Genomic DNA, 23,964 nt, shown 5'->3' on the forward strand with positions numbered 1-23,964 from the left:
TATGGCGGATGAGGTGGAACTTTTCTAATGATTTGACAGCGCACCGGGAGGATTTTTGCCAACAAAGCAACGATGATGAAAGCATTTGAAAACTGATTTGTTTTGAACTTAGTGTTATATAGATGGGGAAGGTTTTGCACCTTCCTGGTTGTCCCATTCTTTCTTTCGCGGAGCAATCCCATGCCCCAGCGTCATGCTCCTCTACCGGAGAAATCGAGCGACTTCATCACCGGAATCACCCGACAGGTGCGGGAGTACATGCTCAGCCTCGACCGGGCAGAAGCCGAAGCTCTGTTGGGGCAGTTGCGGCAACGGGTGGAGGAGGAAAGTGTTGCTCTTGCCACCGTGCAGTCGACCCATACACAGTTGCTGCAACAGGTCGCGGTCAGTGCTGACTATCAGGAGTTGGCCGCGATTCACCGGCAGTTGAACGAGCTTGAGATCACACGTTTTGAAGCTGTCCCCTCAGTGCCGGCTTTGCATTATGCCTGCACCCGCTACCGTAATCTCCTCGCTGCCCGGACGATGACGCTGGTTGAAGCGGATATGGTTGGCAGCGGGGCGGGCCCGGCCCCGGTGCTGTATGCGCTGCTGAGTATGGGGAGTGACGGTCGTTACGAGCAGACGCTGATTACGGATCAGGATTATCTTCTCGTTTATGCCGATGGTGGTGCTGCCGGGGTCGACAGTTACTTTGTCACCTTCTCGGCGCAACTCGTTGACCGGCTCGCCGAGGTCGGGTTTAAAAAGTGCAGCGGCGAGATCATGCCGTCGAATCCGACCTGGCGGGGGTCGCTGCAGCAGTGGAAGCGCCGGATCCTGGCGATTGTCTGCTATGAATATGATGAATACGCCAAAAATCTCATGGATCTGATCGTCCTCTCCGATGCCCGTTTTATCGCCGGGGAGCAGTCCCTGGCCGAAGCTCTGATCGTGGTGATTCGGGATTTTGAGCGCAGTTATTTCCAGGTCATCTATGGGATGGCAAAGGCCGCGACCGAGATGAAGGTCGGCCTTCGCTGGTTCGGGCGGCTCTGGACCGAGAAGAAGGGAGCGCATCAGGGCGAAATGAACATCAAGCTCCTTGGCTGGGCGGCGCTGGTGATGAATGTGCGCATCCTCGCCGTCAACCATAATATCATTGAAACCTCGACGCTGCAGCGCATCGACAAACTCGAGTTAGCGCGCAGTTTCTCCGCCAAATTTGCCGCCGGCTTGCGCAGTGCCTATCTGCTCTTGACCCGCCTGCGCATCCAGTTGCAAATTCGCGAACTGCGCGGCCTGCAGGAAGATTCTTATTATCTACAACTTCAAACCCTGAGCCTGCGCGAACAGGAGGAGTTGCGCCAGGCCCTGCGGCGCATTGAAGAGTTGCAGAAGATTATCCATACCAATTTCACCATTGTTTGAACGGTGCAGCTTGCAAAGGAGTCCTTCTATGAGTCAAGCCGGAGTGGTACGGATCCAGCATTTGATGAGAATTCACAGCATTGTGCAGGGGGTTTTGATGGCGCTCCTGCTCTTTGTTGCCTGGAAATTACAGCAGGTCTATGCGGTAAAAGGGGCGCTGAAGCTCTTCTTCAACAGCATCTATCTGACCCTGGGGTTGCAGGTCCTCTTTTTTTATCCGATTTATCGTTTTGCCGCCAGGGAGGCATCGGCTGAACTCACGGCGCCCAAGGCAAAAAAGGAGCAAGAGCAAAAGGCGTTGCAACGGCAGCGCATCGTTGCCTCTCTCAGCAAAGCGGCGGTCTTTATCTTCTACGGCACCTTGATCGCCAGTGCTCCGGCCGGCACCTTTGTCAGTAGTGCGGCGTTTTTCTCCTTTTTCGCGACAACGCTGACCTATCTGCAATGTTTCAACTTTGCCGCGAACAGGTTGCTCCTTTCACCGAAAAAGCGTTAAAGACTTTAACCCCCTCGTTTTCGTCCCCGCCAGTCGTTGATGCTCCAGGCGATTTGTGTCCACATGCCGCGCAGCAGGGCCACCTCTTCCTGGTCGGGCCGGGTCCTGCTCAGGAGGTGGTGCAGCTTGTTCCGTACCCCGGCCGGTGAACTCGGATTCAGGAAGGCGATCCTTTCGAGGACCGCATCCATCTGTCCGAGCATGGCCTGCAGTTCTGCCTGCTGCGGGAGAGTTGCGTCCTCCGGCACTATCGATGGCGGGGAGGTCTGCGTCTGCGGCCGGAAAATTTCGTAAAGGAAGAGGAGGACGGCCTGGGCGAGATTGAGGGAGCCGAGTTCGTTTGTCGTCGCCACGGTGGCGGCGTGGGAGCAGAGGGCGACTTCCTCACTGCTGAGGCCGCTATCCTCGCGGCCAAAGACCAGGGCAATCCGCGTGTCAGGCGGCAGGGTCGCCAGCAGTTCCGGTACGGCGGTGCTGTCGAGAAGATCGCCGCGTAATCGCCCGCTACGGCGGGTGGTGGCGATGGAGAGATGGCAGTCGGCGAGGGCGTCGGGCAGGCTGCTGTAAACTTTCGCCGTGCCGAGGAGAGGATGCGCATTGACGGCGAACTTGCGCGCTTCGGGGTGGAGGTGCGGGCAGGGATTGACCAGACGTAAGTCTGTGACGCCAAAGTTGGACATGGCGCGCACAGTGGCGCCGATATTCCCCGGCTGCTGCGGCGAGCAGAGGATGATGGCGAGGCGCTGCGGTTGGAGGTTCGCCATGTCAGCATTTCCATCCTTCTTCATCGTTGCTCCCGCTTGTGTCAGAAAGTCTGACCGTTCTCACTTGCCACCTGTCGGGGTAAAGTTCAGGGCGGCGGAGTTCATGCAGTAGCGCAGTCCGGTCGGCGCCGGACCGTCGTTAAAGACGTGGCCGAGATGGCCGCCGCAGCGGGCGCAAAGGACCTCGGTCCGCACCGAGAAAAAGCCGCGATCCTCTTTGGTCTGGACATTTTCCTGCGCAATCGGTGCAAAGAAGCTCGGCCAACCAGTACCGGAATCGTATTTATCCCCGGAACGGAAGAGCTCCAGGCCGCAGCCGGCACAGGAATAGATCCCCTCCGCATGATGGTCGTGGAATTTATTGCTGAAGGGTCGTTCGGTCCCGGCCTCGCGTAAAACATGATACTGCTCAGCCGTCAATTGCTTCTTCCACTCTGCCGGACTCTTGCTGATCGTCTCACTCATGATCAATCCTTTGCTGGCGGTTGAATAGACCTGAATCGGGGCGGCGAAGGCTGGTGTCACCAGCAGCAGCCAGAGTAGCCATCCGTAAAATAGCTGTTTAGTCATAGGGCCTCCTTTGCCTGGGTTTGTCAGCAAAGTATAGCGCATTCCCCGGGATCCAGCTACTTGTCGGCCTCATTTCGACCTGGATTGGCGACAGCGACGTTTTCACCGTTAGCGGCGCGGATGATCGCCGTCGGCCCGAGTTGCACGATCGCATTTGCCAGGAGCGGCATCTTGCCGCGGCCGCCGGGGAGATCGATGACGTACTGGGGGATAGCCATTCCCGGCAGGGTGTTGCGCAGGGCCGCGACCAAACTCAGGCCGCTTTCGATGCTGGTGCGCAGATGGGCGGTACCGGCGACAAGGTCGCCGTGATGCAGATAATAGGGCCGCACCCGCAGCCGCAGCAGGCCGCGAAATAATGAACGCAGGGTCTCGGCATCATCATTGACGCCGCGCAGCAACACGCTCTGGTTGCCGAGGGGAATGCCGGCCGCGGCCAGGCGCTGACAGGCTTCGGCGGCTTCCGGAGTCAGTTCGCGGGGATGGTTGAAGTGGGTGTTGAGGTACAAAGGATGATGTCGTCCGAGGAGTGCAGCGAGTCGTTCCGTGATCCGTTCCGGGAGGACGACCGGCACGCGGCTGTGGATGCGGATCGTCTCGACATGGGGGATGGCCCGCAGCCGACTCAGCAGATCGTCGAGGCGATCATCGTCCAGCAGGAGAGGATCGCCGCCGGAAAGGATGACTTCATGCAACGCCGGGGTTTGGGCGATATAAGAAAGGGCGGCGGCAAAATCCGGCCCCTGGTTTCCGGAGCTGCAGCCGATGGCGCGCTTGCGTGTGCAGAAGCGGCAGTAAACGGCGCAGGTGGCGGTGGTGAGGAGGAGAGCCCGATCCGGGTAGCGGTGCACCAGTCCCGGCACCGGGCTCAGCCGGGTTTCACACAGGGGATCGGAAAGAAGACCGTCTACTTCCAGTTCCGCGGGATCAGGGACGCACTGCCGCCAAAGGGGATCGCCCGGTCCTTCGAGGAGGTCGAGATAATAGGGGGTGATGCGCAGCGGATAGCGCTGTGCCACCGCCAGCAGCGGCACCGGGTCGATGGCAAAGCGGGCCGTAAGTTGCGCCGGGTCGGTGAGGGAGTCGCGTAAGGATTGTTGCCAGGGTTCCATGTCATAAGCCGGTGAAAGATTAAAGGGGGTGTGTCAGACTTTCTTTTAGCATACCCGCGCTGGTGGCGGAAAGAAAAAGGCGTGATTCGAGGTCAGCCACGGCGGGGTGCGCTGGAGGATGGCGCGGATGGCCGGCTCCCGTTTCAGCGCCGCCAAGAAGCGACGCGCTTCGTCCCGGCCCCAATCGGTGCTGCTGCTAAATGAGCGATAAAGGCCGAGGGGGGCGGCGCTGTCGAGGAGGTTGGCGCTATCGATGGCATAGTCGCCGGCCTGCTCCAGCAGCGAAGCATCGCGGGGGAGATTCATCAACGCCAGATTGAGAAAGCCGATCTTCTCGGCATGCTCCAGTAGGAAGCGGCGCGTTAATTCTGCATCGGCTGCGGTCTCGCCGGGGATGCCGGTCATGACATAAACATAGCTGGCAATCCCGGCAACCCGGAGATTTTCGAGGATCTGCGCCGCCTCGGTCAGCTTTGTCCCCTTGTCCATCTGTTCAAGGACGGCTTGAGAGCCGCTCTCCAGCCCGAGTTGCAGCAGGGTGCAGCCACTTTTGGCCAGGCCGGCGACCAGAACCGGATCGAGGAGGGCGCGTTCAAAGCGGACAAAACCGTGCCAGCGAAGATGGTGGAGTTCGGCATGGCGGGCAGCGAGGGCCTTGAGGGTCGGTGCCGGGATGGCGTTGTCGGTGAGATGAAAATCCCTAACCCCGGTCCTGGCGGCCAAAGCCAGCAAGCGATCCGGAAAAGCGACCGCCGGGTCGCTGCCGTAAGGGTGGGTCGGGGCGGCGGCTTCCGGGCAGAAGCGGCACCTGCCCCAGTAGCAGCCGCGCGATGCGGCGAGGGGGAGGACCGGCCGCGGCGAAAGATAGTCAGCCAGCGGCAGGTCGGAAAAGTCGGGGTTAAAGGCGATCTCCGTGCCGCTGAGGAGATAGTCGTGCGCGCTGCCGCCCGCTAATCGGCACAGCGGCTCTTCCCCTGGCCCGAAGATCAGATGGTCAAAAAGGGGTAAACGGATCGCCCCGGCCGTCAGGATGCGTTGCCAGGAGGTGATCATGCCGCCGCCGGCGACGAGGGTGGCTTCAGGGAGGGCGCGGCGCAGCAGGCCGGCGAGCTCGAAAGAGGGGAGGAGCTGATGGCGGTAGTTGATGGAGAGAGCGATGATGCGCGGCGCCCGGGAAACCACTGCCGGCACGACCTCTCCGGCAAAGTGCTCGTGAAAGAGAGTGGTCACGCTCCCCTCCGCCACCTGCTGCAAGGCCGCCGGCGCAAAGGGGGAGAACTCTTCGTATTCATAATCACCGAGGGTGAGCCGCTCCCCCTTGTCGCCATACAGACCGAGGAGGGTGTGCAAATGGTGCAAGGCGGTGGCATAGCGGGGAAAGGAGGTGAGGGCGGCAACAGAACGGACCAGAACCAGCGATGGCTTCGCCTGTTTCAGGGCGCGGCGCACGTTCGTCGGCGGCTGCGTTCCGGCGACCCGTGCAGCGTTTTCCGGCGCCAGCAGGGACAGGGTGGCGCTGAGATTAACATCGAGCGTCGCCACCGAAAAGCCCTTGGCGCGCAGAGTGCCGGCAAGGACGGCGAGACCGAGCGGCGGCTCGACCGCCTTGGTCGCCGGCGGCTGAATGAGCATGACATCGGTCATTATTCGTCCGGCGATTCGGGGGTGGAGGGCGCCAGGGCGCTGAGCATCTCACGGAAGCTGCGATTTTCCCGTTCGAGGATGGCGATGCGCCGGCCGAATTCAGCGGCGATGCTGCTCAGTTCTTCGACCAGGCGCTCCTGATGGGCGTAGCGAATTTCCAGTTCGACGAGTCTTTTTTTCGTTGTATCCACAGTAGAATCTCCTGTTTTGGGGTTCTTTATATGTCGGACCGGTCGCATCCGATTGATCTTTTGTTGCCTGCGCGGCGGTGCTGTGCTACAAAATCGGCCAGCGAGCGACGAAACCGGGAGGCAGTACAGCATGTATCAAATCAGTGAAAAGGGACGGGGCATCCGCGAAATGTTCGACGCCATCGCCCCCCGTTATGATCTGCTCAATCGTCTCCTCTCCTTTGGTGTCGACCGGCGCTGGCGCAAAACCGCCGTCGGTCTCCTGAGTGTCCCCGGCGACGGTATGGTCCTTGACGTCGCGACTGGCACCGGCGATGTTGCTTTGGAAATCGCCAGCCGCACCCCGGCCACGGTGCAGATCATCGGCGCCGACTTTACCCAGGGGATGCTGGTGCATGGCCTCGACAAAGTCGCCGCCTCTCCTTATGCGCAGCGGATTCAGCTGGTCAATGCCCCTTGTGAAGAGCTCCCCTTTCCTGCGGCGCTCTTTGATGCCGTGACCATCGCCTTCGGGATCCGCAATGTCGTCGATCGCCCCGCCGGCTTACGCGAGATGTGCCGGGTCCTCAAACCGGGCGGCCGGGTGGTCATCCTCGAATTCTCCAACCCCAGGAGCCGACTCTTTAAAGCCCTCTACGACTTCTACTTTCTCCAGGTCCTCCCCCGAATCGGCGGGCTGATCTCCCGGCGCAGCGCTTATCAATATCTTCCCGATTCCGTTCAGGCCTTCCCCCCCCGCGAAGACTTCATGCAGATGATGCAGGCCGCCGGTTTTCGCTCCGTCACCCATCACGATCAAACCTTCGGCATCGCCACGATTTATACCGGCATTAAATAATTTCGTAGGGGCACGGCGCGCCGTGCCCCTACCGGAACAGCTCCGTCACGTCGTCAACGATCTTGCCCGGCAGGCCGAAAGTCCGTTTGAAGATGCCGACGGCCATATCCGAGAGGGACGAAAAGGGAATCGCCTCGACATCAGGATCCTGACTGCTGCCGGTAACGTGGAAGTTGGCAACGACGAAGGCTTTCTTCTCCCCGGTTAATATCCATCCCGCCAGCGGAATGTTGGAGAGGATCTTGTCGACGGTCTGCAACGGTTTGACGCCGATAAGGAAGTCGAGACGATCCTTGACGAGATCCGCCTTGCCGACAAAAGCCATGTCAAAGGCGGGGCTGCTAACTGCGAGATCTTCGCTGTGCATCACACCATCGGTGAAGGTCAGGTTCCCTTTGATCCGGTCGAAGAGCAGGCCGTCCTTGTCGACGTCGGGGAAGTTGAAGGTGAGGAGCTGCCCGACATTAAAGAGGGCAAGGGCGCGACTGATACTGGTAAATCCCCGCATCAGGCCTTTATTGAGGCGAAGGTTGACGTTGCCGTCACAGGTCGGCAGAAAGCGGCCGATCTCTCCTTGTAAGGTAAAGGTGCTCGACAGAGTGCCGGAGATGCTCCCGCGCTTCCCTAAAAGTTGTCTTTGTACCTGCGCCGCGTCGATCTTCTCCGCTTGTCCGGAGACTTTCAAGATCGGATGTTCTTCCCGCAGCGGACCGGTGCTAATGGCGACGTTGGCATGGCCAGCGCCGATCTCCAGACGCAGCAGCTCAATCTGCAGGGCTCCGTTGCGCAGAGCGATCGTGCCGGCGGCATTTGCAAATCTGACCCCGAAAAGATCGCCGTTTGCAATCGTCACCTGAATATCGGCGCTCAGGGGGTGGGCCGTGTCGGCGGTTGGCGTTGAGCGCGGCGCCGGTTTTTCACCCTTGTGCCAAAGAGCGATGATGCCGGCGATATTCCCCTGACTGGCAACGATGTCGAGAATCAGGTTGGCCGGCGTGTAGGTGAGACGGCCATTGATCAGGGCTTTGGTTTCATTGTCGATCTCGGCGCTGATCTGTTCAAAGAGAATCCCGCTGCCGGAGATGACCAGGCGGCCCTCGATAGAGGAAAAGATCTTTTGCGGCGAGCTGAAGACAAGATCGGCCGCCCGGGTTTTCGCAAGATCAAGGTCGAGAGTGAGCTGGAACGCCGGCAGCCATTTCAGGTCAGCGCTGGCCCGTACCGGCGAACTGCCGAGGAGGCCGGTGATCGCCGGGAATTCGATCCCCTCGCGATGGACGAGCATCCGTCCGCTGGCGTCGTGCAGATTGGCAACGCTGGCCCAGAGGTGCATGCCGAGCTTCCGAAACTCCCCACTCCCCTGCAAACTCCTCAGCCCCTTGCGGTCTCCGCTTAAATCGAGACGCAGATCGACTTCGCCGCTCCCCCGCAGCTTCTGCTGGACCGGCAGGAAGGGGGGGAGCTTTTCGAGGAGGAGATGACTAATGTCACAAGCGAGGGTGTAGCCGCCGCTGCTGTCGAGGGCGAAGTGCCCGTTGGCGCGGGCTTCAGCAAAAGGGAGGAGGAGGCGGGCATGGCTGAGTTCGAGCCCGGAAGACTGCACTGCGCCGAGGATGAGGAGTTCACCAACCTCTCCGGCCCGTTTCAGCGGGATGTCGTTAAAGTGGACGGCCGCGCTCTCGAAGCGCGACTGCAGATCAAGGAGGAGTCGGGAGGGCGTCCCACTGATCTTGCCGGAAAAGGAGATGGGGCCACTGGCCTGCAGCTTCTTTTGCCAAGCCGCGGCGAGGAGGGGGATCAGAGCTTCCGCCCGCGCCGTACTGGTGATCTGCAGGTTAAAGCTCGCTTCCCCCTGGCGCGGGAAAGCGATATGGCCTGCCCCTGCACTCTTCCCGCCGAGGAGGGTGGCTTTAGCGCTTTTGATTGCCAGTTCGCCATCTGTCCAGACTCCGTCTCCCGCCGCATTCTCCACCAGACCGATCCCCTTGAGGTTAAAACGTCCATCCCGGAGCAGAAGAAGAGCGGTGTCGAGGTGGAGTCCTTCCGTACTCGACCAGCGCAGCTGGATCTTTTCCATGCCGACGCTGCCGCTCACTCCCTGGCCGCGCAGGGCCGTTGCCAGTTGGGGCAGAGTGTGCTCGGGGATCCATGGGCCGAGGAGATTCAGGGGGGTCGTCGGGACAGCCAGGGTCGCAATCAGGGGTGTTGTCGCGGTTGGCAGTAGCACTTCGCCGTGCAGGGACAGGGCATCGACGCGAAGGAGAAGGTTGCGGATCGTGTCGGTTGCGGCGCTTTGCCAGATGCCGCCAAGGACGATTTCACCGGCATGCAGCGGGGCAGCGTACAGGGTCGGCAGGTTCAACGCCGCGTCCGGACTTTCGGCGCGGAGTTCAAAAGCAAGGCCGCTGGCCGGAGCGCCCTGCGCGTGTAAGCTCAATTTGGCCAATCCGGCGAACCGGAGCTTTTTTTCGCCACTTTCGCGGGCAAGGGGCAGCTGCGCCAGATCGAGCTCTTTCATCCCGAGGGTGAGATCAATGCGAGTTTCCTGCCAGGGAGCATCCGCATTCGCTGCTTCAATCATTCCGGATAATTGCCAGGCAGTTCGCAACTCTCCGGAGCGGATCTCTCCACTCGCCGTGACTGCCACAGGCGTCAGGAAAGCGATGTTGTCCAGTTGCAGATTGATTTTGTCAAGATCGTAACGCTGCGCGCCGTTCATGACCGTCACGCGGCTGTTGCGTAGCAGCAAGGTGCTGATATTGGTACGGCGTAACAGGTCGAGGAAGGTTTTCAGCCGTTCTGGCGCCGTCTTCTCCGCTTCCCTGGTCGTTGTCCCGACCGGGACGTTGATACGGAGTTGTGCCCCTTCGAGGAGGATGCTTGAGAAACTCAACTGTCGCTGCAAAAGCGGGGTGATATGGAGCCGCAGCAGCAGATGGTCGACAATCAGAGAGCTGGCCTCCTCCGGGGCGCCGATGGCGGTATCGCTGAGCTCCAGGCTGAGGCCGTGGCGCAGGGCAAAGTGAATCGCGCCGATCTGGACCGGGCGCTGCAGGGCTTGCTGCAGTCCGGCCTGGAGTTGGCTCCGGTAATCGTTGAGATTGAAAGAGTAAAGAAAGAGAGTGAGCGCTACCCCGGCCGCACCAAACAGCAGGGCGATCAGGGTGATAACGGGATGGCGGCGCAGACGTTGAAACACAGGGGGAGATCTCCTTGAGAAGCAATCGGGGCGTCAGTATAGCGCGCTCGACGGAGTTGGGGAAGAAGCAAGTCAAACTTTGCCGGAAATCTTTACTCACAGGGGGACGTCATGCTAAAAGAAAACGCTTCAGCTCCCTCCTTGTGAAAGGGTTTCCCATGCTTGGCCACCGTCCTACTTACGTCGAGATCGATCTTGCCGCCATCCGCCACAACCTGCTGGAGGTGCGCCGGCGCCTGGGTCCGGTCGGAAAGATCCTGGCGGTGGTCAAGGCCGATGCTTACGGCCATGGCGCGCAGCGGGTGGCCCCCGCTCTTGCCGCCGCCGGGGCCGATCTCTTCGGTGTGGCGATTGTTGAAGAAGGGATTGAGCTGCGCAACGCCGGAGTGCGGCAGCCGATTGTCGTCCTCGGCGGCTTCTATCCGGGGCAGGAGCTGAGCCTCCTCCAGCATGAACTCATCCCCTGCCTCTTCGATCTTGACAGTGCGCGGCGGCTGGAGACGATCGCCGCCGCTGCCGGCGTGATCTGGCCTTATCACCTCAAGATCGATACCGGCATGGGGCGCATCGGTTTTCTCCCCGAAGAGCTCGCCGTGGTCTTGCCCCAACTCGCCGCCCTGACCCATCTCCGCCTCGACGGGGTCCTGTCCCACCTGGCCCTGGCCGATGATCCCCCCCATCCCCTCACCGCTGAACAGATTAACCTGTTTCGCGCCATCCTCAGCCAGGTGCTGGCTGCCGGCTTTACCCCGACTGAGATCCATCTCGGCAACAGTGCCACCATCTTCTCCCGTGATATCCCGGAATGTAACGTTGTCCGTCCCGGCATCGCCCTCTACGGCGCGGCGCCATCCGACTACTTTGCCGGCCAGCTCGACCTCCGTCCGGTGATGAGTTTCCGTTCGCGCATCGCCCTGCTCAAGAGCGTCCCGGCCGGCACCGGCATCTCCTACGGACACCGCTATCGCGCCCTGCGCCCCAGCTTCATCGCTGCGGTGCCGGTCGGGTATGCCGACGGCTACAGCCGTCAGCTCACCAATCGCGGTGAGGTGCTGATCCGCGGCCAGCGCGCTCCGGTCGCCGGGACGGTCTGCATGGACTGGATCATGGTTGATGTCACCGACATTCCCGACGTCAGCGTCGGTGATGAAGTTACCCTCCTCGGCCGTGACCAAAACGACGCCATCAGCGCCGAAGAGTGGGCCGGCAAGGTCGGGACGATCTCTTACGAAATCTTCTGTAATGTCAGCAAGCGCGTTCCGCGCATCTATCGCGACTAAGGCTGGTCCATGAGCCTACTTCTTCTCGCCCTTGATCTCGGCACCACCACCCTCGCCGGCCGGATTCTTGACGCGCAGGGGCAGGTGCTGGCCGAAGGCAAGGTGGCGAATCCGCAGCGGGCGCTCGGTGCCGATATTGTCCGCCGCCTGGAAGCAGCGTTGGCCGGGGAGGGGGAGCGGTTGCAGGCGCTGCTGGTCGACGGCATCGCGGCGCTCCTTGATGATCTCCTGCGTGCCGCCGGTGCCGGCCGCGAATCGATTGGCGCTGTTGCGGTGGCAGCGAATCCCGGGGTGACGGCTCTCTTCTGTGGCGACGATGTGCGTCCCATCCTCTTCCCGCCGCATCGCCCGAAGAATCCGGGGTTGCGCTCCCTTGCTCTGCCTGTCCTCCAGCTTCCCGTCCCCCTCGTGCTCTTTCCTGTGCTCAGCGGTTATGTCGGCGGCGATCTGGTTGCCTGTCTTTACGGCCTTGCTTCTGTTACTGAAGGCACTCTCGTTATCGATCTCGGCACCAACGGTGAAATTGCCATCGGCAATGCGGACGGTTGGCTTGCTACTTCGGTGCCGGCCGGGCCGGCCTTTGAGGGAGGGGAAATCAGCTGCGGCCAGCTGGCGACGACCGGAGCGATCAGCAACGTGACCCGCGTCGGTGATCGTTTGCAGCTGGAGGTCATCGGCGGCGGCGTGCCGACCGGTCTTGCCGGCAGCGGTCTCTTCGCCGTCATCGCGGTCGGGATCGAAAGCGAACTGATCGATTGTAGCGGCCGGATCGTGACGCCTGCCGAAGTCGACTCGAACCTTTCCCGCTATCTGCGCCCTGACGGCCGAGCTCAGGCTCTCTGTCTTTATCGCGATGCCGGGCGCGAAATTGTCGTCACGCAGGGAGATATCCGCGCTTTCCAGCTTGCCAAAGGGGCGGTGCGTGCCGGAATCGACGCCCTTTTGGCCCGTGCTGATATTCCGGTTGCGGCGGTTGAACAGGTTATTGTCACCGGCGCTTTCGGACTTTCTCTCGACCGAAAAAGCTTGAAAAGCGTTGCCATCCTCCCTGCCGTCATGGTAGAAAAAGCGCTCTTTATTCCCGGTGGCGCCCTTTCCGGGGTGCAGCGTTTTCTCCTGCAAGATGACGGTTGCGCGCAGTTACAGGTGCTGACTGAAAAGATGCGCAGTTACCCCCTTTCCGGGACGCCAGCATTTGAGCGCGCCTTTTTGGCCGCGCTGGATTTTTAACGGTCGCGTCCGGTTAGTTTTTGCATTTAGTCCCCCTCCTTCCTATTCAAGGTCAAGGAGGGGTTAGGGGTGGTTGCTTTTGTTTTTCATCAATCTTAAAAATAAAACGAAGTAAAGCCCCAAATACTTACCACCCCCAGCCCCTCCTTAAAAAAGGAGGGGAGCTAAAAGCTTGAATTAGAAGTTTTCGCCACCCCACATATTTAAAAAGGATTCTTTTATGGCTGTAATCAAGCGCGCCCTCATCAGTCTCTCCGACAAGACCGGCATTGTCGACTTCGCCCGGGAACTCGCCGGCTTCGGTGTCGAAATCCTTTCGACCGGCGGCACCGCCAAACTGCTGCGCGACGCCGGTTTGACAATCAAGGATGTTGCCGACTTTACCGGTTTCCCCGAGATGCTAGACGGCCGGGTCAAGACTCTCCATCCCAAAGTGCATGGCGGCATCCTCGGCATGCGCGACAACCCGGAACATGTCGCCAAGATGCAGGAATACGGCATTGAAAATATCGACATGGTCGTCGTCAACCTTTATCCTTTCGAAGCGACTGTCGCCAAGAAGGGCTGCAGCCTCGAAGACGCCATCGAAAATATCGATATTGGCGGCCCGACTATGCTCCGCTCTGCCGCCAAGAATAATCGCGATGTCACCGTCATCGTCGATCACAGCGATTACGCCGGAATCTTTGCAGAGATGCGCAGCAGCGGCGGCGCCGTCAGTCGTGACTGTAACTTTGCGCTCGCCGTTAAAGTCTATCAGCACACCGCCGCTTACGATGGAGCCATCTCCAACTGGCTCGGCAAAAAACTCAACACTGAAGACAGCGAGTATCCGCCGACTCTGACCCTGCAGTATGCCAAGGCGCAGGGACTCCGTTATGGCGAAAATTCTCACCAAAGCGGCGCCTTTTATATTGAAAAAGAGGTGAGCGAGGCCTGTATCGCTACGGCCCGGCAATTGCAAGGCAAGGAACTCTCTTACAACAATATCGGCGACACCGATGCTGCCCTTGAATGCGTCAAACAGTTCACCGAAGGGCCGGCCTGCGTCATTGTCAAGCATGCCAACCCCTGCGGCGTCGCCCTCGGCAGCGATCTTCTTGATGCCTATAATCGCGCCTACAGCACCGATCCTGAGTCGTCATTTGGCGGAATTATCGCCGTCAATTGCGAACTCGATGCCGCCACCGCCCGGGCGATTGTCGATCGTCAGTTTGTTGAAGTCATCATCGCCCCGCAAGTCTCGGCGGAAGCCAGCGCCATTGTCGCCGCCAAGAAGAATGTCCGCCTCCTTGAATGCGGCAACTGGTCGGTGGAAACAGTCGCGCGCCTCGATTTCAAACGGGTCAACGGTGGACTTCTTGTCCAGCAGGCTGATCTGGCTCTTTATGAAGACCTCAAGGTCGTCAGTAAGCGCCAACCGACCGCGGCTGAGCTCGAAGATCTTCTCTTTACCTGGCGGGTGGCTAAATTCGTCAAGAGTAACGCCATTGTCTACGGCAAAGACAAGATGACGATCGGCGTCGGCGCCGGGCAGATGAGCCGGGTCAACTCCGCGCGCATCGCCGCAATCAAGGCCGAACATGCCGGCCTCACCGTCACCGGCGCGGTCATGGCTTCCGATGCCTTCTTCCCCTTCCGCGACGGTATCGACAACGCCGCTGCCGCCGGTATTGTTGCCGTCATTCAACCTGGCGGCTCGATGCGCGATGCCGAAGTCATCGCCGCTGCTGATGAGCACGACATGACGATGATCTTTACCGGCATGCGTCATTTTCGGCATTAATCGGTTGTTTAATCCGTTGTAGCCAAGGTTGACATTTTAATCGTCAAGAAGGAACAAACATAAATGAACGTTCTAGTCGTTGGCGGCGGTGGCCGCGAACATGCTCTGGTCTGGAAGATTGCCCAGTCGCCGCTGGTCAGCAGGATTTTTTGCGCGCCGGGGAATCCCGGCATGGCTGGCCTCGCCGAAAATGTGCCGGTGGCGGTCGATGATCTCGATGGTCTTTTGGCTTTTGCGTTGCGCGAAAAGATTGCACTCACCGTCGTCGGCCCCGAGCTCCCCCTTTCTCTCGGCATTGTCGATCGCTTCGAAGCGGCGGGTCTCAAGGCCTTCGGACCATATCAGAATGCAGCGATTATCGAGGCGAGTAAAGCCTTCTCCAAAGATCTGATGGAGAAGTACGATATCCCGACTGCGGCTTACGGGGTCTTCAGTGAGATTGCCCCGGCCCTCGACTTTATCAAGCAGCTCGGCACGCCGATCGTCATCAAGGCCGATGGTCTGGCTGCCGGCAAAGGGGTGATTATTGCCCAGACTGTTTCCGAGGCCGAAGCGACCGTGCACGATATGCTCGGTGGTAATGCCTTTGGTGCCGCCGGCTCGCGGGTGGTGATCGAAGAGTTCCTGCGCGGCGAAGAAGCCTCCTTCCTCGCCCTCACCGACGGGAAAAAGATCGTCCCCCTGGCGAGCGCCCAGGATCACAAAGCCATCTTTGACGGCGATCTCGGTCCCAATACCGGCGGCATGGGCGCTTATTCGCCGGCACCGGTGGTGACCGAAGAGATTCATCAAATCGCCATGGAGCAGGTCATGCGCCGCGCCGTCGATGGTATGGCCGCCGAAGGGCGCCCTTATCGCGGCGTTCTTTACGCCGGGCTGATGATCGATAACGGCCGGGTCAAGACCCTCGAATTCAACGCCCGTTTCGGCGATCCCGAATGTCAGCCGCTGCTGATGCGGATGAAGTCGGATATCGTTCCTCTTCTTCTTGCCATTGCCAACGGCGATCTTGGCGATCTGACCATCGACTGGCACGATCAGGCGGCGGTCTGTGTGGTCATGGCCGCCGGCGGTTATCCCGGTGACTACCTCAAGGGGGATGAGATTCACGGCCTTGACACCGCCGCCGCGCTAAACGATCTCATCGTCTTCCACGCCGGCACTACCGAAAAAAATGGCAAAGTAGTGACCAACGGCGGCCGGGTTTTAGGTGTGACCGGGCGGGGTGACAGCGTCAAGGCGGCGATTGCGAAGGCTTATGAAGGGGTGCGCGTGATTCACTGGAATGGCGCGCAGTACCGGACGGATATTGGCAAGAAGGCGTTGTAGCACTGGTGTCCTTCTCCCTCATGGAAAAACAGGCAAATTAAATAAAGGATCTTCCAATGACAACCACCGCACCGCAAGTCGGCATCCTCATGGGGAGCGACAACGATTACGAGATCATGATTGAAGCCGGCCGCGCCCTGCACGGTTTTGGCATTCCCTTTGAAATGACTGTGGCCAGTGCCCACCGCTCCCCGCAACGGACCAGCAGTTATGTCCGCAGCGCCCGGACGCGCGGCATCAAGGTGCTGATCGCCGGGGCCGGTGCCGCCGCCCATCTCGCCGGGGTGGTCGCCGCCGAGACGACCCTGCCGGTCATTGCCGTGCCGATCGATGCTTCGGCCCTGCAAGGGCTCGACGCCCTCCTCGCCATGGTGCAGATGCCGGCGGGAATACCGGTGGCGACGATGGCGATCGGCAAGGCCGGCGCCCGCAACGCCGGCATTCTTGCCGCCCAGATCATCGCTCTCGGGGATCCGGCCATTGCGCAGCGTCTGGAGGACTTCAAGGTCGAACTGGCCAGCGGAGTTGAAAAGCGCGCCCACGCCCTCGAAGCCCGCTTGCAGCAAGAAAAGTTTTAACTCTCCCCCTCCTCTTGACAGCTGCAAGGGGGATATATTACCGTTATTATCGGAATTAATTTACGGCAACAACTGTCGGCAGGGAATTGGCCCGTGCCGCTCCTTCATCTCAATCAGGAGACGCGGATTTGAACGACAAGAAGCAAAACCCCATCGATGCGATTTGGGATTTTTTCTGCTCCCTCAAACTCTCCATCAGCACTCTTATCCTCCTTGCCGTCACCTCGATTCTCGGCACTGTCATCGAGCAAGGCTCCACACCGCAAGCCATGACGGAGAAGCACGGCTGGAGCCTCAGCTTCATGCAGTTCCTCGATACCTACCTTGACGCCTTCAACATGTACCACTCCTGGTGGTTTATCGGCCTCCTCGGGCTCTTTTCCGTCAACCTGATCTGCTGCTCGATCAAACGTTTGCCGCGGGTCTGGCATACCGTGCAGAATCCGCAGTTGACCCCTGATGACAATACGCTGCGCGCCTTCTCCAACCGCGAAGAGTTTGTGGTCAAGGGTGAGGAGGCGGCGATCAAAGAGAAGGTCAGCGCCTTTCTGTCCGGCCGTTTCTCCGCCGCCAGGGTCCATGAAAAGGACGGCAAGACTTACTTTTACGCCGAGAAGGGGGCCTGGTCCCGTTTCGGTGTTTATATCACCCACCTGTCGATCCTGATCATCTTCGTCGGCGCCCTGCTCGGGAGCTTCTGGGGCTACAAAGGGTATGTCAGTATCCCCGAGGGCGGCCAGACCGACCAGGTCTATCGTCGTGACAAGCAGGTCGAAGTTCCGATGGGGTTTGCGGTCCGCTGCGAAGCCTTCAGCGTCAGTTACTATGAAGGGACCCGCCGCCCGCGCGAGTTCAAGAGCATCCTTACGGTCATCGACAACGGTGAGGTCGTTATCAAGGATCGCAAGGTTATTGTTAACGAACCCTTGACCTACAAAGGACTCGTCTTTTACCAGTCGAGTTACAATCCCATCGGCGACCCGAGTTTTGGTATTCAGGTCAAGGAGCGGGCCAGTGGCCAGGTCATCGATTTCAAAATCCCCTTTGGCGGCACCCGCCCCCTCCCCGGCGGCGGGTCAGTGCGGGTCGAAAATTACGGCGATAACGGCATGATCGTCCGCCTTGGCGTTATCGGCACCAACGGCCAGCGCCAGGTCGTTGATATCTATGATCCGAGCGCCAACATCAGTGACGAGCGGCGCGGTGGAGAATATGTCTTTACCCTCACCGGCTTCCACCAGCGTTACGCCACCGGCCTGCAAGTCGCCAAAGACCCCGGCGTCGAAGTCGTCTGGCTCGGCTGCCTCTTCATGGTCATTGGCACTATGGTCGCCTTCTTTATGTCGCATCGCCGCATCTGGGTGGTCCTCAGTCCCGGCAACAAAGGGATGAACCTGCTGATTGCCGGTAACGCTAATCGTAATCAGCCCGCTTTTGAGATCGGGTTCGACGAGCTCAAAAAAGAATTCAAGAACGAATTTTCGTCCTAGCCCTTACGCACCCTCGGGAGAAAAAACACTATGGATAGCTCAATGCTCTTTAACATCACGACCATCGCCTTCTTTGCGTCCATGGTCGCTTTCCTCATCTACCTTGCCACCCGCAGCGAGAGCGTCGCTTTGATCGGCAATGTCGGCGCCTGGGTCGGCTTTGTCGCCTCCACCGCCGCCATGGGCGTGCGCTGGTACGAGTCGTATCAGATCCCCAGCGGTTACGGCCGCGTCCCCCTCACCAACCTGTATGAATCGATCGTTTTCTTCGCCTGGTCGATCATCCTCATCTACCTGATTGTCGATATCAAGTACAAGCAGCGCGCTATCGGCGCTTTCATCATCCCCTTCGCCTTTATGGGGATGATCTGGGCCCAGCTTGGTCTCGACAAGACCATCGAGCCCCTTGTTCCGGCCCTGCAAAGCAACTGGCTCACCTACCACGTCATCACCTGCTTCCTCGGTTACGGCGCCTTTGCTGTCGCCTGCGGCGTCTCGATCATGTACCTGATCAAAATCGGCCCTGAAGAGCGGAGTAAAGGGACGACCCTGACCGGCCTCCTCGGCATGTTCCCGCCAACCCGCGTCCTTGACGACATCAACTATAAATCGATTATGATCGGCTTTCCCCTTCTCACCCTCGGCATCATCACCGGCGCCGCCTGGGCCAACTACGCCTGGGGAACTTACTGGAGCTGGGACCCGAAAGAGACCTGGAGCCTGATCGTCTGGTTCGTCTACGCCGCCTTTCTTCACGCCCGCTTCACCCGCGGCTGGGTTGGTCGCCGTGCGGCCTGGTTGTCGATCATCGGTTTTGCCGCGACGATCTTCTGCTACCTCGGTGTCAATCTATTGCTGTCGGGGTTACATTCGTACGGCAGTTAAGATGAAACCGCCAATCTCCCCCGCGTGAGGGGTCGTGGTGCTACCCGGTATAAACAGGAAATGCCCCTCTCTGCAGTAGCAGGGAGGGGCATTTCCTGTTTGAGTTGTCAGTGGCTCTTTATGGAAATGAACGGCCGGGAATGAACCTCACTTACCGGGAGTCGCCAGTCCGGCGGTAAAGATGATTGAATCAAAAGAGCGACCGAGTGAGGCACTGGTGAAGTTGCGCATAACGAAGCCCGATTTAAAGGTGACTTCCTGTCCCGCCACGACTTTGACCGGGGGGGAGGCGACCCAGGTGCGCTGCCCGTCCTGTTCGACGGCAACATAAGTGTAGCCGCCGGCATCAAAGGTTTCAGCGACTTTACCGGTAATGGTGGCGGCCGGTGGAAGGGGAGCGGTCTCTTTCCCGGGAGCCGACATTCCGTGCCCGGGGGGAGGCGACGGCATTGCCGGAGGGTTCATTTTCTTTGCTTCAGGTACGGGGTGCGGCAGTTGCTCTTTGTTGCCAGCCAGTCCGCGACTGAAATAGATAGAATCGAAAGTGCGACCCAGAGACGGACTGGTATACTTCCCCATTTCCACTCCTGGAGCAATTTCCACCTTTTGTCCCGTCTTGATAGTCGTTTTATTGATCGCGACCCACCGTTTCTGGCCATTATTCTCTATCTGCAGATAAGTGTAGCCGCCGCTGTCCATAGTTTCGACGACAGTCCCCTTAATAAGGGGCTGAGCCGCAGTAGCCGCAGGAGCGCCGGCTGCGGCAGGAGTGTAGCCAGGCATGGCAAAGGCGCCGCCGGAAATTGTCAGGGCGAGGGTGAGGGCCATAACCGGGGTCAGTGTCTTGAGGGGGATTTGCATAATTGTCTCAATTCTCCTTGGTGAAGTTGGTCTTGCGTGGGTGATCTTTAGATACGGAGTGGTACGTACGGTCATATTGCGTCGCTGTATGACAACCCGGGGCACAGCTTCCCCCTGTGTCGGTCGGTTTGAAGTTGATCGGGATGGTCCAGTTGCCGAAGTCGGTCCCTTTCTCCTTGATTAAACTGTGATCGTCGCTGCCGTGGGAAGCATGACAGATTGTGCAGACCCGACCTTTTCGATGGTCGATCGCATGCACATAATGCAGGTTCTGACTGCTGTTACGAAAAGCGGTCTTTTCGCTGGCTTTTGGCGAATCCAGCATCGATCGGTTATGGCACTTGAAGCAAAGCGGATAAGCCTTCTTCTCGTAGACATAAGGGCCGGACGGATAATCCTCCTGAAGCAGGCGGTAAAAGGGTGAACCGTGCGCAGCGTGACAAGGGGAGCATTTACCCTCGGCGACCGGTCCGTGGAGATTAACCTTGCCTTCAACTTCACGGCCGATATTGCGCAGCGGTTTTGAGCGCGTAAAGTCATTCCGGCCATGGCAGGAGAGACACAACTCCTTTTCGGGAGCCAGGAGCAGGGCCGGAAGGTGAGAAGCGTGGCCGGTGTGACAGCCTCCGCAAGACGTTTCTCGATAAAGCGCCGCATGTTTTACTTTAGACTTGAGCGCCGTTTGGACCTCTGCATGACATTCGAGGCAGAGACCCGGCATCGGGGTTTTCAGCAGATAGCGGTGAGCAGACCCATGAGGGTTATGGCAGGACAGGCAGTCCCCCGCCGCCACTGGTGGGTGGACGGCCCCTTCCTGCTTCACCTCGTGACATTGGTAACAAAGGTTAGCCGCAGTAGCAGAAAGGATGAAGCTTTTTCCCGTCGAAGAGGGGTGCCCCGGGTTTTTCTGCTCATGGCAGGCAAGACAGTCCCCCGCGACCACCGGTTGATGCGGGTTCTTTTGATTGCCAAGAGGCTGGTGGCAGTCGGTTGTTAGGCAGTCACCGGCCAGGACCGGTACGGTCAATGCGAATAAGGAGAAAAGGAAGAAAGTCAGAAAAAGAGAGCATCGCACGTTCATTCGGTATCATTTCGGCAGAAAAAAGTTATTCGAGATGCTTTTCAGCGAGAAGTACACAAGTGTAGACCAATATGTACAGAGGTAGCCGTGGCAAGATGTTTGCACGCCTGAATTTAATTCTTTGTTTGCTTTGCTACTGCAAAAAATGTACGCTTGGCCGGAACAGGCAGGGGTGCGATTTTGCGCCGAAACCTATTGCGCCTTTGATCCATTCGAAATTTAACCATTTTTATCGGATGAGAGACAAGGAATAAATTTCAATTTGATGTGAAGGACGGAGGAAAAATGAAGTTAAGAAGAATGTTGCTGGTGGCAGTTCTTGCCCTGATGGTGTCTCCTTTTGGCGGGACAAGCAGTGTTTTGGCGGCGGTTGCACAGGCTCAGGCACCTGTGCTGGGAAACAACGATTGCATCAAATGCCATCGTGATGCGCCGCGGGATATTGAGGAAGCCGGTCAGGCGCATAAGAACAGCGTCAGTTGTCAGGATTGTCATGCCGGTCACCCCCCTGTGGCGCTGGAGATAATCCCGGCGTGTAGTCAATGCCATAGCGGTGCCCCCCACTACCAGATTGAAGGATGTTTCAGCTGCCACAAAAATCCCCATCGGCCTCTGGAGATCATTCTCGGTAAAAATCTCACCGCTCCCTGTCTGACCTGTCACCAGGGTGAGGGGACGCAGCTGAAGGATTTTTCGAGTAAACATACGATCCTGGCATGTACCTCCTGCCACGAAAACAAACATGGCAACGTCCCCAACTGCACCAACTGCCACGAATCCCACGGTCCGACCATGCTGGAGGCCGACTGTAAAAAGTGTCATCAGGCTCACAAACCCCTCGACGTCAGCTACGCCGCGAATATCCCCTCCGCAGACTGCGGCGCCTGTCATGATCAGGTCTTAAAGGGATTGGTCAGCAGTCCGGCCAAACACAGCAAACTGGCTTGTGCCACCTGTCACGAAAAACAGCACGGTAAGATTCCCCTGTGTGGTCAGTGTCATCAGCCGCATACGCCGGAGATGACGGCCGACAAGTGCAAACTCTGTCACGCTGCGCACAGCCCGTCTCCGGTCGTTTATGGTGACAAGGTTGCCTCCGTCGAGTGCAGCGCCTGTCACGATGGTGTTTTCAAGGAGCTTGATACCAGCAAGACCAAACATCAGAGTCTGAAGTGCGTTGATTGTCATGCGGCAACACATGGTAGTATTCCACAGTGCACCGATTGTCATGAACCTCATGCCAAGGAGATGGTCCAGGCTGATTGTCTCTCCTGTCATAGTGCACACAAGCCGATGCCGGTTGTCTACGCAGAGAAGGTTGCTTCGACACAATGCGCCGCCTGTCATGAAGATGCGTTCAAGCTGCTGCAGGCAAGCAAGAGCAAACATAGCGGACTGCAGTGCGCCACCTGTCACCAGGAAAAGCACAAGATGATCCCGGCTTGCCTGGATTGCCATAGCGCCCCGCATTCTCCCCGGATGCTGCAGCAGTTCCCGAGCTGTGGGCAGTGTCACAACATCGCTCACGACCTGACAATGTAGTAGAGAGCAGAGGCGCGTCCCCCGGCGAATAGCCGGGGGACGCGTGTTTCCTTTAAAAATCTCCGAAAAATTGAAAATGCTACAGTAAAAATTTCTGCGGCCCTTCGCGGGAAAGTAACACCAATCAGCGTAAAATATTATCTGCCAAATTAACAGTCAGAATGGGTCATGTGATGCATAAAGTTTTTGTTGCATTCTGCACAGGCTTGCTATTGGTTGTCGGTCAACTCCCCGCCTCTGCGCAACAGCGGACAAAAAGCAAAAAATCTCCCGCGATTGAGGAGAAATCCAACTATTTCTACCTGATTCCGACCGTAGGCGTGTACTCTTTCGGTTCCGGGGATTTTTATAAAACAGGTCCTTACTACGGCTTTGTTTTTGGTTATCAAATCGCAGGCAAGGGTATCGCCGATCGTGTCGGTATTGAAGGGTTTGCTGCGGCTATCGATACCAGCACGCAACAAGATGACCAGGCCGTGGACGGGTATCTGTTTCGTGCCCAAGCTAATTATGATCTGATAAGGGGGCGTTTTGTCCCTTTTTTGAGTCTTGGTGCCGGGGGCCTTTTTCTTGACGCCAAGAGTGGCTCCGACGACAGATTTATTGTTACACCGGGATTCGGGATGAAATATGCCCTGACCAACCATCTTGATCTGCGCGTAGATTTCCGCCGGAACTTGCCTTTCGATCCCACAGACAGTCTGAATAATGAGTTCGCATTCGGCTTAACATACCTCTTTGGCACAGCAAGAACGATAGCAAAGCCGCCGCCTGCCGATTCCGATGGTGACCGAGTTCCTGACTCTTTGGATAAATGTCCTGATACTCCGCGCGGGATAAAGGTCGATCCCTTCGGTTGTCCTCAGGATACAGACGGCGATGGTGTCCCCGATTTCAAGGATAAGTGCCTCGATACACCAAAGGGGGTCAAAGTCGATCTCTTCGGATGTGATACCGATTCCGACGGCGACGGTGTCCCCAACGATGTCGACTTGTGTCCTGATACCCCCCGTGGAATCAAGGTTGATGCTCAGGGTTGTGTCCCTACGACAGAATTGACCCGTGTCTTCCCCGTGATTACAACGACCCCCGAGGTTGTTGCTACTCCTAAGGTTACTGCCCCTGCGACTGTTGCCGCCTCTGTGGTTGCCGCTACCCCTGCGATTGCAGCCGCCCCCGTAGTTGCCACCCCCGAGGTTGTCGCTCCTGCGGTTGCGGCTGCCCCTGTGCTTGCCGCAACTCCTGAGGTTGCCACACCTGCAACTGTTACTGCCCCTGAGGTTGTTGTAACCGCCCCGACGACTGTTGCCGCACCTGAGATTGCTACCGTTCCTTCGGTTGCTGCCGCCCCCGTAGTTACCACACCCGTGGTTGTTGCCCCTGCAGTTGCGGCTGCCCCTGTGCTTGCCGCAACTCCTGAGGTTGCCACACCTGCAACTATTACTGCCCCTGAGGTTGTTGTAACCGCCCCTGCGACTGTTGCCGCACCTGAGATTGCTACCGTTCCTTCGGTTGCTGCCGCCCCCGTAGTTACCACACCCATGGTTGTAGCCCCCGTGGTTGTCGCTACTCCTGAGGTTGCTACTCCTGCGACTGTTGCCGCTCCTGAGATTGCTACCGTTCCTTCGGTTGCTGCCGCCCCCGTAGTTACCACACCCGTGGTTGTTGCCCCTGCAGT

Annotated in this window: 19 protein-coding genes and 1 pseudogene (1 of these 20 cut by a window edge); 12 read left to right on the plus strand and 8 right to left on the minus strand. The window is 58.6% G+C overall.

The genetic code is table 11. The features are described 5' to 3' along the window. The first annotated feature begins 180 nt into the window (after positions 1 to 180). Complete coding sequence (locus tag CVU69_05530) at positions 181 to 1,410, plus strand: nucleotidyltransferase (GenBank protein PKN12824.1); 1,230 nt, start codon at positions 181 to 183, stop codon at positions 1,408 to 1,410. A 28-nt stretch (positions 1,411 to 1,438) separates the two neighbouring features. Continuing rightward, positions 1,439 to 1,906, plus strand: coding sequence for a hypothetical protein (locus CVU69_05535; protein PKN12825.1), 468 nt, complete (start codon positions 1,439 to 1,441; stop codon positions 1,904 to 1,906). Positions 1,907 to 1,911: 5 nt separating this feature from the next. On the opposite strand, the gene CVU69_05540 is transcribed toward CVU69_05535, so the two are convergent. The 5 genes from CVU69_05540 to CVU69_05560 are packed head-to-tail and all read right to left on the minus strand — an operon-like array spanning position 1,912 to position 6,319. Beyond that, positions 1,912 to 2,694 (minus strand): RNA methyltransferase, encoded by a 783-nt coding sequence (locus CVU69_05540; protein PKN12826.1) that lies wholly within the window; start codon positions 2,692 to 2,694, stop codon positions 1,912 to 1,914. 36 nt (positions 2,695 to 2,730) lie between these two features. Further along, the gene (msrB, locus tag CVU69_05545; GenBank protein PKN12827.1) at positions 2,731 to 3,240 is read right to left on the minus strand and encodes a peptide-methionine (R)-S-oxide reductase; all 510 of its coding nucleotides are present in this window, start codon (positions 3,238 to 3,240) and stop codon (positions 2,731 to 2,733) included. A 56-nt stretch (positions 3,241 to 3,296) separates the two neighbouring features. After that, on the minus strand, positions 3,297 to 4,352 hold the full coding sequence (locus CVU69_05550) for a lysine 2,3-aminomutase (protein PKN12828.1): 1,056 nt from the start codon (positions 4,350 to 4,352) through the stop codon (positions 3,297 to 3,299). 45 nt (positions 4,353 to 4,397) lie between these two features. Beyond that, a complete protein-coding gene (locus tag CVU69_05555; GenBank protein ID PKN12829.1) occupies positions 4,398 to 5,996 on the minus strand; it encodes a radical SAM protein in 1,599 nt (532 codons plus the stop codon). Then, the gene (locus CVU69_05560; protein PKN12830.1) at positions 5,996 to 6,319 is read right to left on the minus strand and encodes a hypothetical protein; all 324 of its coding nucleotides are present in this window, start codon (positions 6,317 to 6,319) and stop codon (positions 5,996 to 5,998) included. The genes CVU69_05555 and CVU69_05560 overlap by 1 nt, the downstream gene beginning before the upstream one ends. On the opposite strand from CVU69_05560, the gene CVU69_05565 reads away from it, so the two are divergent. Further along, positions 6,318 to 7,025 (plus strand): bifunctional demethylmenaquinone methyltransferase/2-methoxy-6-polyprenyl-1,4-benzoquinol methylase UbiE, encoded by a 708-nt coding sequence (locus CVU69_05565; protein PKN12831.1) that lies wholly within the window; start codon positions 6,318 to 6,320, stop codon positions 7,023 to 7,025. The genes CVU69_05560 and CVU69_05565 overlap by 2 nt on opposite strands. Positions 7,026 to 7,053: 28 nt before the next feature. On the opposite strand, the gene CVU69_05570 is transcribed toward CVU69_05565, so the two are convergent. Continuing rightward, a complete protein-coding gene (locus CVU69_05570; protein PKN12832.1) occupies positions 7,054 to 10,224 on the minus strand; it encodes a hypothetical protein in 3,171 nt (1,056 codons plus the stop codon). Positions 10,225 to 10,382: 158 nt separating this feature from the next. Here CVU69_05570 and alr point away from each other — a divergent pair, with 158 nt between their 5' ends. The 7 genes from alr (at position 10,383) to ccsB (ending at position 18,802) form a co-directional block, all read left to right on the plus strand. Continuing rightward, a complete protein-coding gene (gene alr / locus CVU69_05575) occupies positions 10,383 to 11,504 on the plus strand; it encodes an alanine racemase (GenBank protein PKN12833.1) in 1,122 nt (373 codons plus the stop codon). 9 nt (positions 11,505 to 11,513) lie between these two features. Next, positions 11,514 to 12,734: a hypothetical protein gene (locus CVU69_05580; protein PKN12834.1), complete on the plus strand. Its 1,221-nt coding sequence runs from the start codon at positions 11,514 to 11,516 to the stop codon at positions 12,732 to 12,734. Between the two features lie 220 nt (positions 12,735 to 12,954). Beyond that, positions 12,955 to 14,520, plus strand: a complete 1,566-nt coding sequence (gene purH / locus CVU69_05585; GenBank protein ID PKN12835.1) for a bifunctional phosphoribosylaminoimidazolecarboxamide formyltransferase/inosine monophosphate cyclohydrolase — start codon at positions 12,955 to 12,957, stop codon at positions 14,518 to 14,520. A 63-nt stretch (positions 14,521 to 14,583) separates the two neighbouring features. Continuing rightward, on the plus strand, positions 14,584 to 15,849 hold the full coding sequence (locus tag CVU69_05590; GenBank protein PKN12836.1) for a phosphoribosylamine--glycine ligase: 1,266 nt from the start codon (positions 14,584 to 14,586) through the stop codon (positions 15,847 to 15,849). 56 nt (positions 15,850 to 15,905) lie between these two features. Continuing rightward, positions 15,906 to 16,427: a 5-(carboxyamino)imidazole ribonucleotide mutase gene (gene purE / locus CVU69_05595; GenBank protein PKN12837.1), complete on the plus strand. Its 522-nt coding sequence runs from the start codon at positions 15,906 to 15,908 to the stop codon at positions 16,425 to 16,427. 86 nt (positions 16,428 to 16,513) lie between these two features. Next, positions 16,514 to 17,917, plus strand: a complete 1,404-nt coding sequence (locus CVU69_05600; GenBank protein ID PKN12838.1) for a cytochrome c biogenesis protein ResB — start codon at positions 16,514 to 16,516, stop codon at positions 17,915 to 17,917. A 30-nt stretch (positions 17,918 to 17,947) separates the two neighbouring features. After that, on the plus strand, positions 17,948 to 18,802 hold the full coding sequence (gene ccsB / locus CVU69_05605; protein PKN12839.1) for a c-type cytochrome biogenesis protein CcsB: 855 nt from the start codon (positions 17,948 to 17,950) through the stop codon (positions 18,800 to 18,802). Between the two features lie 147 nt (positions 18,803 to 18,949). Here ccsB and CVU69_05610 read toward each other — a convergent pair whose 3' ends face one another. Together CVU69_05610 and CVU69_05615 are read right to left on the minus strand one after the other, a co-directional pair. Next, a complete protein-coding gene (locus tag CVU69_05610) occupies positions 18,950 to 19,663 on the minus strand; it encodes a hypothetical protein (GenBank protein ID PKN12840.1) in 714 nt (237 codons plus the stop codon). A gap of 7 nt (positions 19,664 to 19,670) precedes the next feature. Continuing rightward, the gene (locus CVU69_05615; GenBank protein PKN12841.1) at positions 19,671 to 20,744 is read right to left on the minus strand and encodes a cytochrome C; all 1,074 of its coding nucleotides are present in this window, start codon (positions 20,742 to 20,744) and stop codon (positions 19,671 to 19,673) included. A 300-nt stretch (positions 20,745 to 21,044) separates the two neighbouring features. Here CVU69_05615 and CVU69_05620 point away from each other — a divergent pair, with 300 nt between their 5' ends. Further along, positions 21,045 to 22,286: a hypothetical protein gene (locus CVU69_05620; protein PKN12842.1), complete on the plus strand. Its 1,242-nt coding sequence runs from the start codon at positions 21,045 to 21,047 to the stop codon at positions 22,284 to 22,286. Positions 22,287 to 22,447: 161 nt separating this feature from the next. Further along, positions 22,448 to 23,964 (plus strand): annotated as a pseudogene (locus tag CVU69_05625) (hypothetical protein) (it continues 808 nt past the right edge of the window).

It is taken from the genome of Deltaproteobacteria bacterium HGW-Deltaproteobacteria-4 (genome assembly GCA_002841765.1).
In the GTDB taxonomy this organism is placed as follows: domain Bacteria; phylum Desulfobacterota; class Desulfuromonadia; order Desulfuromonadales; family UBA2197; genus UBA2197.